This window comes from Streptomyces luomodiensis, assembly GCF_031679605.1.
Taxonomy (GTDB): Bacteria; Actinomycetota; Actinomycetes; order Streptomycetales; family Streptomycetaceae; genus Streptomyces; species Streptomyces luomodiensis.
Genome location: NZ_CP117522.1, coordinates 1,635,865 through 1,649,102 on the forward strand (window position 1 = coordinate 1,635,865; position 13,238 = coordinate 1,649,102).

The 13,238-nt window shown below is 73.3% G+C and carries 12 protein-coding genes; 3 read left to right on the forward strand and 9 right to left on the reverse strand.

All coding sequences use genetic code 11. The features are described 5' to 3' along the window. Positions 1-49: 49 nt before the first annotated feature. Positions 50-2,977, reverse strand: a complete 2,928-nt coding sequence (locus tag PS467_RS06775; RefSeq protein WP_311034445.1) for an ATP-binding protein — start codon at positions 2,975-2,977, stop codon at positions 50-52. A 251-nt stretch (positions 2,978-3,228) separates the two neighbouring features. On the opposite strand from PS467_RS06775, the gene PS467_RS06780 reads away from it, so the two are divergent. Further along, on the forward strand, positions 3,229-4,386 hold the full coding sequence (locus PS467_RS06780) for an isoafricanol synthase (RefSeq protein WP_311034446.1): 1,158 nt from the start codon (positions 3,229-3,231) through the stop codon (positions 4,384-4,386). Between the two features lie 156 nt (positions 4,387-4,542). Here the strand turns inward: PS467_RS06780 and PS467_RS06785 are convergent, their stop codons facing one another. The 5 genes from PS467_RS06785 to PS467_RS06805 form a co-directional block, all read right to left on the reverse strand. Then, positions 4,543-4,788, reverse strand: coding sequence for a DUF397 domain-containing protein (locus PS467_RS06785; protein WP_311034447.1), 246 nt, complete (start codon positions 4,786-4,788; stop codon positions 4,543-4,545). A gap of 95 nt (positions 4,789-4,883) precedes the next feature. After that, positions 4,884-6,050 (reverse strand): thiolase family protein, encoded by a 1,167-nt coding sequence (locus PS467_RS06790; RefSeq protein WP_268970598.1) that lies wholly within the window; start codon positions 6,048-6,050, stop codon positions 4,884-4,886. Further along, a complete protein-coding gene (locus PS467_RS06795) occupies positions 6,047-7,114 on the reverse strand; it encodes a thiolase family protein (RefSeq protein WP_311034448.1) in 1,068 nt (355 codons plus the stop codon). The genes PS467_RS06790 and PS467_RS06795 overlap by 4 nt, the downstream gene beginning before the upstream one ends. Next, on the reverse strand, positions 7,115-8,074 hold the full coding sequence (locus PS467_RS06800) for a Zn-ribbon domain-containing OB-fold protein (protein ID WP_311034449.1): 960 nt from the start codon (positions 8,072-8,074) through the stop codon (positions 7,115-7,117). It lies immediately after the preceding gene. A 91-nt stretch (positions 8,075-8,165) separates the two neighbouring features. Beyond that, on the reverse strand, positions 8,166-8,972 hold the full coding sequence (locus PS467_RS06805) for a crotonase/enoyl-CoA hydratase family protein (protein ID WP_268970601.1): 807 nt from the start codon (positions 8,970-8,972) through the stop codon (positions 8,166-8,168). Between the two features lie 162 nt (positions 8,973-9,134). Between PS467_RS06805 and PS467_RS06810 the strand changes: the two genes are divergently transcribed. Then, entirely contained in the window at positions 9,135-10,763 is a 1,629-nt protein-coding gene (locus PS467_RS06810) for an acyl-CoA synthetase (RefSeq protein ID WP_311034450.1), read from the forward strand. Positions 10,764-10,798: 35 nt separating this feature from the next. Then, entirely contained in the window at positions 10,799-11,356 is a 558-nt protein-coding gene (locus PS467_RS06815; protein ID WP_268970603.1) for a GNAT family N-acetyltransferase, read from the forward strand. A 133-nt stretch (positions 11,357-11,489) separates the two neighbouring features. Here PS467_RS06815 and PS467_RS06820 read toward each other — a convergent pair whose 3' ends face one another. The 3 genes from PS467_RS06820 to PS467_RS06830 form a co-directional block, all read right to left on the reverse strand. Next, a complete protein-coding gene (locus tag PS467_RS06820) occupies positions 11,490-12,092 on the reverse strand; it encodes a chorismate mutase (RefSeq protein WP_311034451.1) in 603 nt (200 codons plus the stop codon). A gap of 197 nt (positions 12,093-12,289) precedes the next feature. Then, positions 12,290-12,736: a DUF2267 domain-containing protein gene (locus tag PS467_RS06825; protein ID WP_268970605.1), complete on the reverse strand. Its 447-nt coding sequence runs from the start codon at positions 12,734-12,736 to the stop codon at positions 12,290-12,292. A gap of 49 nt (positions 12,737-12,785) precedes the next feature. Then, a complete protein-coding gene (locus tag PS467_RS06830) occupies positions 12,786-13,211 on the reverse strand; it encodes an Hsp20/alpha crystallin family protein (protein WP_311034452.1) in 426 nt (141 codons plus the stop codon). Positions 13,212-13,238: the final 27 nt, after the last annotated feature.

Consider the following 13,238-nt stretch of genomic DNA (forward strand, 5'->3'; position numbering starts at 1 on the left):
CGGACATGGTACGTGGCCGCGCGCCGGTTGCCGTGCCGGGCCGCACCTCTCAGCCGGGGTCGGACCCGGGGCGCCGGGGCAGACCGGCGGTGGGGGTGATCAGCAGCTTCGCCAGCCCGGCCCGGTCGGTGCCGACCTTACGGTAGACATCGGACAGCAGCCGGGCCACCTCGCGCTCCGCCAGCCCCGTCGCCTCGGCGATCCGGGCGTCCGCCCAGCCCTCCGCGGCCCGCTCGGCGACGGCCTGTTCCTGCGCCGTCAGCGGGCTGGTGTGATCGACCCGCAGCTGCATCGGGCGCAGCCCGGCCGCGGACAGCTCGTCGCGGGCCCGGACCGCGAGCGCGTCGGCGCCGCACTGCACCGCTCCCTCCAGACCGCGGTAGAGCCGGTCGCCGGCCTCCTGGGGCAGGCCGATACGGCGCAGCGCGGCGCCGTGGTCGACCAGCGCCACGGCCAGGTCGTAGGCGGACGGTGACCGCATCAGATGGCTGACGGCCTCGGCCAGCAGCTTGATCCGGTCCGGCCCCTGGGTGACGGTGGCCGCGGTGTGCAGCGCCTTGCCGATCGCGGAGTGGGTGCCGAACTGACGGGCGCGGCGCACCGCATCGTCGGCGACCTCGGCGGCCTGCCGGGGATCGGTCAGCGCGAGGGCCTGGGCGAGGTGGAGCTGCCAGGGACACCAGGCGGGGTTGCGCATACCGCGCCCGTCCATGCGGCGGCCGGCCTCGGTGAGCCGGTGCCGGGCCTCGCGGTGCAGATTGGCGGCCAGCAGCAGCTCACCGCGGACCGCCGGCACATCGGGGCAGAGCGTGGCCTGCGGCAGGGTCTCACCGGCGTGCCCGGCCGCGAACTCCTGCGCCTGCTGGACCCGGCCCCGGCAGATCAGGGTTTCGATGAGGGTACCGACCGCGGTCCAGTGCGCGGGGGTCGAGGAGCCCACCAGATCGGCGATCCGCATCCCCTCGCGGGCCAGCTCCTCCGCCTCGCCGAGCGCGCCGCGGCGGAGCCGGGCGTAGCCGAGGAGGGTGAAGCCGAACGCCAGGTGGGAGCCGCGCCAGCCCTTGCGCTCGCATTCGGCGATGCCCCTGTTGAACAGCTCCTCGGCCCGTCCGGGCTGGTCGCAGTGGAGGAAGACCAGGGCGACCAGGATGGGCACCTCGAAGCCCCAGTCGTCGTCGGTCCAGCTGAGGCCGTCGCCGAGGGCCTCCTCCGCGTAGTGCAGTGCGGTGGCGGCCGGTTCTCCGCGCGTCATCGCGTCGAAGGCGCGCAGTCCCAGCAGATAGCGCTCGGCCATGCCACGGCCGGTGAGGTGGTCCGCGAGCCGGGCCAGCCGCCGGGAGCGGGCGGGTGACTCCTTCTCGTCGGCCCGGAACATGTTCCACATCAGCTGCTCGGCCTGCATCCGCAGCCGGGTGCGGGCGCTGGTGGCGCGCCCGGCCTCGACGGCGAAGACCTGGGCGGCCTCCTCCATACGGCCGCTGTGGCCGTACGCCTGGGCGAGCCGGTAGGTGATCGCCTCGCGCAGTTCGGGGCCGAGCTCGGGCTCCTCGAGCGCGGCCCGCAGATGGTTGACGGTGACCTCGGGCTCGGTGAGCTGTGCGGCGCAGCCCAGCTCGTACAGCACGGCGGCGCGCTCTTCCGGGGCGGGTGGTTCGCGCAGGGCGCGGGCGAGACAGCGGCGCCCGGCGTCGGGGGCTCCGGCGCGCAGATACTCCTGGGCGGCCGCTCGCAGATGGCGCACCACCCAGGGGTCGCCCTCGGGGTGCATCTCCAGCAGATGCCGGCCTGCGGCCGCGGAGCCCAGGCCCGCGGCGAGCACCACGGTGGCGGCCTGGCCGTGCATGGCCACCCGCAGGGCGCCGGGGATGGCCTGGTAGACGGCGGTGGCGATGAGCGGGTGGAGGTATTCGAGGGGCCGGGTGCCGTTTCCGGGGCGCGGCGGGGCCAGGATCCGCGCCTCGACGAGCCGCGCCACCACATCGGCGGCCTCGGTCTCGCTGAGCCCGGCGACATTGGCGGTGAGCGCCGGGGTGGCCTCGATGCCGAGGACGGCGACGGCCCAGGCGAGGCGGACGGCGGCGGTGCCGAGGCGGGTCAGCCGGTCGTTGAGCCCGCTGTCCTTGGCCGAGGAGACCAGTTGGCGCAGTGCGGGCAGGTTCTCCGACTGCGGTTTCAGCTCCCGGTCGCGGATCTTGGCGGTGAGCTCGGTGACCTCCCAGGGGTTGCCGCCGGTGATCGCCCAGCACTCGCGGCAGAACGCGTCGTCGGCGTCTTCGCCCAGGATCTCCCGGACGATGCTGCCGACTCCGCTCGGGGTGAGCGGCGCCAGCACATGCGGCCGTGATCCCTGGCGTTCGACCAGGCGGCGTATCGCGGCGACGTCGGCGGTCAGGTCCTCCGGGCGGTAGCCGACGGCCAGCAGCAGGGGCAGGTCCGCGGTGCGGGAGGCGAACCGGGTGAGCCAGTCCAGCGATTCGGGGTCGGCCCAGTGGACGTCGTCGAGGATCATGACGACCGGGGCGTGTTCCATGGCGAAGCGGGTCACCAGCCAGTCGAGGCCGTCGCGGACGCCCTGCGGATCGGGTGCGCCGCCGCTGCCCGAGACCACCAGGCCGACCGCGGGCGCGACGATGTCGTACCAGGCGCCGAGGATGCGGCGGTGCTCGTCCTCGCCGGTCGCCGCGAGCACCGGCTGGAAGAGCTGACGCACCACGTGGAAGGCCGCGCCCTGTTCGTGCTCACCGCCGCGGGCCCGGAGCACGGTGCAGCCGCGGGCGGCGGCCCGCCGGCGCGCCTCGCCGAGCAGCGCGGTCTTGCCCACGCCGCCGGGCCCCTCGAAGGCGATCACGCCACCGCCGCGGATCTCGGTCCGATTCCCGGGGTCCGTGCCGCACAGTTCGGTCAACGCGCCGTCCACGGCGCTCAGTTCGCGCTCCCTCTCCAGCAGTGTCCGGCGCGTCCGGTTCTGTTGGCTCATGTACTCCGCCACGTTCTTCCCCTCCGGCAGGTGCCGCCGAGGGTAGCGCGGATGGCACGCTGCGTAGCTCTCGATGGAGGGATTTCCGCCTGTCATTGCCAGTGGCACACGCCACTTCACTGTGCCCTCTATCGATGACATGGTTCGCACGCGAGGATGACCGGATTCATCGGGTCGGCCGGCTGCCGCGTATGCCTCCGGTATACGCGGCACTCGGGCCACCCGGACGACGAAGGGGGCCGACACGACTCATGCACACACAGACTTCGCGACCACATGCCCGGCAAAGGGCACTGCTGCGCCGGGCGGCGCTGTTCGACTTCCCGGCCTCCGCCGACCTCAGTCCCGACACCGAGGCGGCCAGGCAGCACACCATCCGATGGCTTTCACGGTACGGCGTCTTCCAGGACCGCGCGTCCGCCGCGGAGTACGACGCGCTCCGCTTCGACGTGCTGACGGGGCTGTTCTACCCCCGGGCGAGCGGCGCCGAGCTGAATTTAGGCAATGACCTCGTGGGCTGGTACTTCGTCTTCGACGATCAGTTCGACGGGGAGCTGGGCCACCGTCCGGAGGCGGTGGCGCGGCTGGTGGCGGACGTCATACGGATCACCGAGGAGGACGAGGCACACGGCGCGGCGCGGGGCGGCGAAGGGCCGCTCCTGGAGAGCTTCCGCGACCTGTGGCGCCGGATCAACTCCGGCCGGCCGCCGGTGTGGCGGGACCGCTTCCGCCACCACTGGCTGGAGTATCTGCACTCCTACCACCGCGAGGCCCTGGAGCGGACCGGCGACCTGCCCGGACCCGGCGGCGGGGGCGCCCCGCGCTCGGTGGAGGCCGTGCTCGCGCTGCGCCGCCATTCGATCGGGGTACAGCCGTGTCTCGATCTGAACGAGCCGTTCGGCGGGTACACCCTGCCGCCCGCGCTGCACGGCGGCTTTCCGCTGGCCCGCATGCGGGAGGCCACGGACGATGTGGTGGTCTTCACCAATGACATCGCCTCCCTGGACAAGGAGTTGGCCGTCGGCGACGTCCACAACAGCGTCATCGTCCAGTGGCAGCGCACGGGTGGTGACCTGGAGGACGCGGTACGCCATATCGCCGATCTCGCCAACGCGCGCTACCGCTGGTTCGAGGAGACCGCGGCGAGGCTGCCGGCGCTGCTCGCCGAGGCGGGGGCGGACCCGGACACGCACGCTGCCGTGGCGCGCTATGTGGACGGGATGCGGCATGTGATGACCGGCAATCTGGGCTGGTCGCTGCGTACGGCCCGGTACGACGAGCGGGGCACCGAGGCGGTCAGCGACGGCCGGCAGCGGCCCTGGGCGCAGCTGGCCGGCGCGGAGGAGCTGATCCGCGCCGGGCGGGGCGCCTCGCTGCCGTCACCCACCGGCGGCGCGCGTCACCGGTAGGCACCCGCGGTGGCCGGCGCGCGAGCCGAGCGCGCTGACGGCGGGTCTTTCGGCCATACGAGATCGGCGGGAATGTGCCGCCGGTCACGGGGCCGATCCAGGGGGCGGGCCGTCCGGTGTGGCCGGATCCGCCCGCCCCTGATCGGCGGCCCGGGTTCAGGTGAGGTCGAACTCGCCGTCGCGCGCGCCCAGGACGAAGGCGCGCCACTCGGCCGGGGTGAAGATCAGCGCCGGGCCTTCGGGACGACGGCCGTGGCGCATCGCGATGAAGCCCTCGACGAAGGCGATCTCCACATCGCCCACGCCCTGGCTGCTCGACTGCCACTGGGCTTGGGAGAGGTCGAGTTCGGGCTGCTCGCCGGTCCCTGTCAGTGGCTGTGTGGTGGTGGTGGTGTCGGCCACGTCGGCTCATCCTCCCTGATCGTCGTCCCGGCCCCACCTTAAGCTTTCGTGGCCGGTGCCGGACAGGCCACGAAAGGAGTACGGAGCACCGGGCCTCAACCGGTCGGCGGCGTGTCCGCGACCACCCACATCGAGAAGAACTGCGAGCCTCCGCCATAGGCGTGGCCGAGCGCCTTACGGACGCCGTCGACCTGGTGCTCGCCCGCCCGACCGCGCACCTGGAGCGCGGCCTCGGCGAACCGCAGCATGCCGGAGGCCCCGATGGGGTTGGTGGACAGCACCCCGCCGGAGGGGTTGACCGGGAGCTCGCCGTCGATCTCGGTGATCCCGGACTCGGTGAGCTTCCAGCCCTCTCCCTCGTCCGCGAAACCGAGGTTCTCCAGCCACATGGGTTCGTACCAGCTGAAGGGCACGTACATCTCCACCGCGTCGATCTCCCGGCGCGGATCGGTGATCCCGGCCTGGCGGTAGACATCGGCCGCGCAGTCCCGGCCGGCCCGCGGCGAGACGAAGTCCTTGCCCGCGAAGAGGGTCGGCTCGCTGCGCATCGCGCCGCCGTGCATCCAGGCGGGCGGATAGGGGGCGCGGTCCGCGCCGGCGCGGTCGGTGAGCACCATGGCGCAGGCGCCGTCCGAGGAGGGGCAGGTCTCCGAGTAGCGGATGGGATCCCACAGCATCGGGGACGACCGCACCTTGTCCAGCGTCAGATCGTGTTCGTGGAGGTGCGCGTAGGGGTTGCGCAGGGCGTTGCGACGGTCCTTGTACGCCACGAGGGCGCCGATTCCGGGCGGCGCGCCGGTGCGCCGCAGGTACGCCCGTACGTGCGGGGCGAAGAAGCCGCCCGCCCCGGCCAGCAGCGGCTGCTGGAAGGGGATGGGCAGGGACAGGCCCCACATGGCGTTCGACTCCGACTGCTTCTCGAAGGCGAGGGTGAGGACGGTCCGGTGGACGCGGGCGGCGACGAGGCCGGCGGCGACCAGCGCGGTGGAGCCGCCGACCGAGCCCGCGGTGTGCACGCGCAGCATCGGCTTGCCGACCGCGCCGAGCGCGTCGGCGAGGTAGAGCTCGGGCATCATGACGCCCTCGAAGAAGTCGGGGGCCTTGCCGATGACGACGGCGTCGATGTCCGCCCAGCCCAGCCCGGCGTCGGTGAGGGCCCGTACGGCGGCCTCCCGGACCAGCCCGGCGATGGAGACGTCGCGGCGGGCGGCGGTGTGCTTGGTCTGGCCGATCCCGACGACGGCCACCGGCTCCTTCGTCACAGGACATCCCCTTCCAGGACGGCCACCAGGTTCTGCTGGAGACAGGGGCCCGAGGTGGCATGGGCGAGGGCGCGGCCGGCGGCGCCGCGGTGGATGGCGGCGGCCGCCTCGCCGAGGCGGATCAGCCCGGCGGCCATCATGGGGTTGGCGGCCAGCGCCCCGCCGGACGGGTTGACGCGCACCGCGTCCGCCAGCCGCAGTTCACGGCGGAGGATCAGCTCCTGGGAGGTGAACGGCGCATGCAGTTCGGCCAGGTCGACGGGGGCCTGGAAGGCGCCCGCGCGCTCGGCGGCGAGCCGGGTGGACGGGGAGCGGGTGAGGTCCCGGACGCCGAGGCTGTGCGCCTCCGTCCGGTGGTCCATGCCGCGGATCCAGGCGGGGCGGGGGCAGAGCCGGCGCGCGGTGTCCCCGGCCGCGAGGACGACGGCGGCCGCGCCGTCGCCGATGGGCGGGCAGTCGTGGCGGCGCAGCGGCCGCACCAGATAGGGCTCGTCCAGGAGCGCCTCGGGCGGCGGTGAGCCGGTCAGCTGGGCATGCGGGTTGGTCTCGGCCGCGGTCCGGCTGCGCGCCGCGACCCCGGCCAGCGCCCGCTCGTCGGCGCCGGTGTCCGCCGCGTCGATGAGCGCCTGGGCCTGGAGGGCGGCCAGGGAGACCGAGTCGGGCCACAGGGGCGCCATGTAGTACGGGTCGAGCTGGCGGGTCAGGACCTCCCGCAGATCGCCGGGTGAGGACTTGCCGTAGGCGTAGACGAGCGCGGTGTCCGCCTCGCCCGTCAGCAGCCGGGTCCACGCCTCGTACAGCGCCCAGGCGCCGTCCATCTCTACATGGGACTCCGAGATGGGCGGCCAGGCGCCGACGCCGTCGAGGGCCATGGTGAAGGAGAAGGCGCGGCCCGCCAGGTAGTCGGAGGAGCCGGAGCAGGTGAAGTCGATCTCACCGGCCCGCAGGCCGACGGTGTCCAGCACCTGGTGCAGGACCGGCATCAACATCTCCACCTCGGAGGTCTCCGCGCTGTCGGGCCGGTGGTCGCTCTGGCCGAAGGCGACGATGGCAACCTGGCGCATCTACAACAGCTCCTTGTAGGTGTCGTAGTCGGCGTCGGGTTCGCCGGTGGGGCGGTAGTGGTCGGGGTAGCGCCCGTCCGCGCTCCATACGGGCTCCACGCGCAGCCCCATGCGCACCTGGTCGTAGGGGATGCCGCCGATGCGTCCGTGGAGGGCCAGGTCGGCGCCGTCCAGGGCGATGTGGGCGTAGACGTACGGCACTTCGATGTCGAGGTTGCGGGCCTTGATGTTCACGATGCAGAAGGTGGTGACCGTGCCGCGCGGACCCACCTCCACCTGCTCGTCGGTGGCGACACCGCAGGTGGGGCAGGCGCCCCTGGGCGGGACGTACACCTTGCGGCAGGACGGGCAGCGCTCCCCGTAGGTGGTGCGGCCGGCGAGGGCCTTCAGATAGCGCGACTGGGCGCGGCCGGGTGCGTAGGTGTAGTCGAGGCGGGCGGGGGCCACGATGCCGCTGACGGGGTCGGCGAACTCGCCGCTGTGCGGCACGGCTTCACCGGCCCCCGCGCCGTCGTACGGCTCGAAGCAGGCGATGTCGGTGATGGCGCCCACGCGCTCGCCGGCCCAGCGGATCCGTACCCGCATACCGGTGCGCACCGCGTCGGGACCGGGGGCGTCGAGGGCGTGGAGGAGCGCGGTGTCCGCGCCGTCCAGCCGCACCAGCACCCAGGCGAAGGGGGTGCGCAGGGGCTGGCCGCGGCGCGGCGCGGGGTTCCAGGCCCAGGTGGTGACGGTGCCGGTGGGGGCGACCTCGACGAGGTCGGCCAGCTCGTCGGCGGTGACCGGGTCGTATTCGACGGGCGGCACCAGCACCCGGCCGTCGGTGGTGCGCACGCCGAGCACGGTGCGGTTCCGCAGTCCGGTGAGGAAGGCGCTCTGGACCGGGCCGAGGGAGCGGGTGAACGGGAACTCGACGACCAAAGGCGCCTGGAGCACCTCGGGCGAGGGGGCCGGTGTCATGGGGTGGGTCTCCTTCCGCGCGGCCGGCGGGGTGGGGCGGGGACCTGGGGGTGCGGCGCCCTGGGAGTGCGGGGACGCGGAGGTGCGGGGATCAGGCCCGGCGGTAGACCGGCGGCCGTTTCTCCGCGAAGGCTTTCGAGCCCTCTTTCGCGTCGGCGGTGTCGAAGATCGGCCAGCCGCGGCTCAGTTCCGACGTCAGGCCGTCGGCCTCGGTCATCTCGGCGGTCTCGTAGACGGACGCCTTGACCGCCTCGACGGCGAGCGGCCCGTTGGCGTTGATCAGCTCGGCGATCTCCAGGGCCTTCTCCAGCGCCGTGCCGTCCGGGACGACATGGCCGATCAGCCCGATCCGCGCCGCCTCCTCCGCCGGATAGGGACGCCCCGTCAGCAGCATCTCCAGGGCGTGGGTGCGGGGCAGCTGGCGGGCCAGCCGCACGGTGGAGCCGCCGATGGGGAACAGCCCGCGCCGGACCTCGAAGAGCCCGAAGGTGGCGCCGCGGCCCGCGACCCGGATGTCGGTGCCCTGAAGGATCTCGGTGCCGCCCGCGACACAGGGGCCCTCGACGGCGGCGATCACCGGTTTGCGCGGCCGGTGGTGGCGCAGCATCGCCTTCCAGTGCAGATCGGGGTCGGCTTCGAGGCGGGCGCGGAGATGCTGTCCGTCCAGCCGGCCGCCGCCCGCGAGCGCCTTGAGGTCCATTCCGGCGCAGAAGGCGCCGCCGGCGCCGGTGAGCACCACCGACCGTACGGCGTCGTCCTCGTCGGCCTCGGTCCAGCCGTCGTACAGCCCGACCAGCATCGGCAGCGAGAGCGCGTTCCTGGCCTCGGGCCGGTTCAGGGTGAGCACCAAGGTCGCGCCGACGCGCTCGGCGATGAGGTGTTCGGTCCCGCTCGTCACGGCATCCTCCCGTCTCGACGAGAACAGGTTGCAGCAGCCGTGGGCCGACTTCAAGAGAAACCTGATGGGCAGTCAGATTTTCTGGCCGTGGGCCTTCCCACCTCATCCGCGCGCGGCTCTAATGAGCGCCGAGCCCGCCGGATCGAGGGATCAGGAGGAGCCGTGGAGTACAACCTTGCCGACCTGTTCGAGTCGATCGTCGACACGGTGCCCGGCAGAGAGGCGCTGGTGTACCTCGACCACCCCGGGACCGGGGCCGAGCGGCGGCTGACCTACGCCCAGCTCGACGCGGCCGCCAACCGGCTCGCACACCATCTGCGGGACAGCGGGGTCGCCCCGGGCGAGCATGTCGGGCTGCATCTGTGCAACGGCGTCGAGTACCTCCAGACGGCCCTGGCCTGTCTGAAGATCCGGGCCGTGCCGGTGAACGTCAACTACCGCTATGTGGAAGACGAGCTGGTCTACCTCTACCGCGACGCGGACCTGGCCGCCCTGGTCTACGACGCCGAGTTCGGCGAGCGGGTGGCGGCCGCGCTGCCGCGCGCCGGCTCCTTGCGCCATCTGGTGCGGGTCGGCACCGGCGACGGTCCCCCTGGGGCGGTGGCGTTCACCGAGGCCGAGGCGTCCGGGCCGCCCGAGCGCGGCTTCCCGGCGCGATCCGCCGACGACCGGTTCATCATCTACACCGGCGGCACCACCGGGATGCCCAAGGGCGTGCTGTGGCGGCAGGAGGACCTCTTCTTCGCCGGGCTGGGCGGCGGCGCGCCGACCGGTGTGCCCGTCGGGCGCCCGGAAGAGCTGGCCGAGCGGGTGGCGGCGGGCGGCGAGGGGCTGGTCTTCTTCCCCACCCCGCCGCTGATGCACGGCACCTCCACCCTGACGGCCTTCATCGCGTTCAACTTCGGCCAGAAGGTGGTCCTGCACCGGAAGTTCGTGCCCGAGGAGGTGCTGAGGACGGTCGAGAGGGAGGAGGTCACCGCCGTGTCGCTGGTCGGCGACGCGATGCTGCGGCCCCTGGTGGACGCCCTGACCGGCCCCCTCAAGGGCACCGACCTCTCCTCGCTGCTCAGCGTCAGCAGCTCGGGCGCGATCCTGTCGGAGACCGTACGCGCCCAGTTCGCCGAACTCGCCCCGCACACCCTGCTGCTCAACAACTTCGGCTCCTCGGAGTCCGGGTTCAACGGCACGGCCACCGCCGACTCCGGCCCCGAGAAGGGCTTCCGGCTGCGGGTCAACGCCCGTACGACGGTGGTGGACCCGGCGACCCGCGCCCCCGCGGCGCCCGGTGAGCCGGGCCGGATCGCCCAGCGCGGCCATGTGCCACTGGGCTACTACAACGATCCGAGGAAATCCGCCGAGACGTTCTTCGAGGCGGACGGGGAGCGCTGGGTGCTGCTCGGCGACATGGCGACCGTCGACGAGGACGGTGTGATCACCGTCCTCGGGCGCGGTTCGCAGTGCATCAACACCGGTGGCGAGAAGGTCTATCCGGAAGAGGTGGAACAGGCCCTGAAGGCCCATCCGGAGGTGTACGACGCACTGGTGGCGGGCGTCCCGGACACCCGCTGGGGCCATCGTGTCGCGGCCGTCGTCCAGCCCCGGGCGGACGCGTCCGGGCTCACCGCCGACGCGGTCCGCGAGCACTGCCGGGAGCGGCTCGCGGGCTACAAGATCCCCCGTACGGTCGTCTTCACCGACCACGTCCGGCGCTCCCCCAGCGGCAAGGCCGACTACCGCTGGGCGCGCGCGGTGGCGCAGGAGGCGGACCCGGGGCCGCGGTCGGCCGGCTGAGCCGTCCGGAAGACCGGGCAGACTAAGCTGACCGGATGATCATTCCTCCGGTGACCCTGGCCGACGGCATCGTCATGCGGCCCGCCGTCCAGACCGACGCCGAGGCGCTCGCGGACGCGTACGTCCGTAACCGTGAGCATCTGGCGCCCACCAGCCCGCACCGCGACGAGAGCTTCTTCACCGCCGAGGGCCAGGACGCCCGGCTGCGGGATGAGCTGGCGCAGTGGGAGGCCGGCCGGCTGGTGCCCTGGGTGCTGGCCGGGGACGGGCGGATCCTGGGGACGGTCACGCTGTCGCAGATCGTCCTCGGCCCGTGGCGCAACGCGAATCTGGGCTACTGGATCGACGCCGGGCACCTCGGGCGCGGGCTGGCCACCCGAGCGGCCCGGTCCGCCTGCCGGGCGGCCGATGAACACCTCGGACTGCACCGGGTGGCGGCGGGCACGCTGACGGATAACGTGGCCTCCCAGCGCGTCCTGCTCGGCAGCGGGTTCACTTGGATCGGCAGGGCGCCCGACTATCTGTACATCGCCGGCGCCTGGCGGGAACATCTGATCTTCCAGCGCATCCTCAACGAGCGTCCCGCGGTGTGACCCGCCGCCTCGGGCCCCGCCCGGCGGTCACACCAGCGGCTGATGCGGGGGCGCCTCCCAGCGGTAGCCGGGCGCGCGGTGCCAGGCGTCCCGAGCACGGCGAGATGTGCCGGCGGGATGTGCCGGACAGGGCCTAGGGCTCCGCGCGCTCGCACACCGACGGCAGCGAGCGGCCCAGCGCCACGGTGTGCAGCGCGTCCAGGTGCCGCCCGTGGATCACGGCGGCGGCCCCGGCGGTGAGCCGTCCCGCGCAGGAGGGGGTCTCGCGCACGGCCGCCGAGTCCGCGATGGCGCGCACGAGTTCGCCGTTGATCCGGTTGATCTCCAGCCGGATCCGCCCGAGGTCGGGGCGTTCGGTGGGCGCCTGGGAGGGGTCGGCGTCCCAGCGGCGGTAGAGACCGCGCTGGACGACCTTGCTGGCCTCGATCTGGTCGCGGAAGATCCTCGCCGTCGCCTCCGGGTCGGCGCCCAGCTCCTCGGCCTGCCGCGCCACCGCGTCCAGCACCTCCCGCTCCCGCGCCGGGTCGTCGATCGGGCTGTCCGTGCCCCACTTCGCGGCGGCGACCTCATCGGCCACCAGCACCCGCTCCGCGGCCAGGTCGACCAGCGGCCGCAGGGAGGCGTGCGCGGGAGCGGGGCCGGCCGGAGCGGCGGTGGCGGCCGTGGCTCCCGTGGCCAGCACGGCGGTGGCCAGCGCGGCGATCAGCGCATGACGCGCGGACAGATGCGGTCGCATGAGCGGGCGTTCCTCTCTCGGCGGTACGGCGGCGGTACGGCGGCCCGGGGCATCGTCCGGGCGGTCCCGGGCGCGCGACGGGCCCTGGCACGATAGGCCGCCGCCCCGGCTCGACGCCACGGGGCCGGTCCCGCTCGACGCCACGGGGCCGGTCCCGCTTGACGCGCGGGACCGGCCCCGTGGCGCGATGGCCGGGATCAGGCTGGCTGTGGCGGCCGGGCGAGCTCGGCCTGGCCGAACAGCAGGGCGTACCCCTCGGGAAGGTGGTCCAGGACGCGGCGCCGCAGCTCGGGGCCTGCCAGCCGGCCGATGACACCCAGGACCGATCCGGCATCCCAGCGGGCGGTCGCCCTGGTGGATCCGGGGATGTGCGCGGCGATGTCCTTGACGAACCCCCAGCCGGTCAGCCGCTCGGAGGCGGGGATCTCGGCGGCGAGCACCCGCGCCGCCCTCCTGGGCAGCGCCCCGGCGAGGGCGACCCGCTCATCGCCGGTGAGCTGACGCCCCAGGGCGGCCAGCACGGTACGGGTCACCTCCTCGGCCCGCTCCCGGGTGGGGTAGAGACCCTCGTACCGCACCGCCTCGATCAGCTCGTCGTACGTCATACCGGGTTCTGGCCGCCCCGGGCGACGCTGCTGGAACATGGCTGTGGTAGCGCCTTTCTCGTGAACTCGTGACGGGGTGGGAGCTGCGTCAGGCGGTCAACTGGCGGGGGGAGCCCGTCCCGTCGCTGATCTTGATCTTGCGCGGCCTGGCCTTCTCCGAGATCGGCAGCCGGAGGGTGAGGACGCCCGCGTCGTAGGTGGCGTCGATCCGCTCGGTGTCGAGGGTGTCCCCCAGGATGAGCTGACGGGTGTGGAGGCCGGAGGGGCGCTCCGAGGCGATCAGTTCGGCGCCTTCGGGGGCCGGGGAGCGGCGCTCGGCGCGGACGGTCAGCACATTGCGCTCGACGTCGAGGTCGATGGTGTCGGGGTCGATGCCCGGGAGATCGAAGTGGACGACGAACTCGTCCCCGGCGCGGTAGGCGTCCATCGGCATCGCGGCCGGCCGTGCGGCGGTGCCCAGAAGCTGCTGGGAGAGCCGGTCGAGTTCCCGGAACGCGTCGGTGCGCATGAGCATCACAGATCACTCCTTTTCGTATCGCTG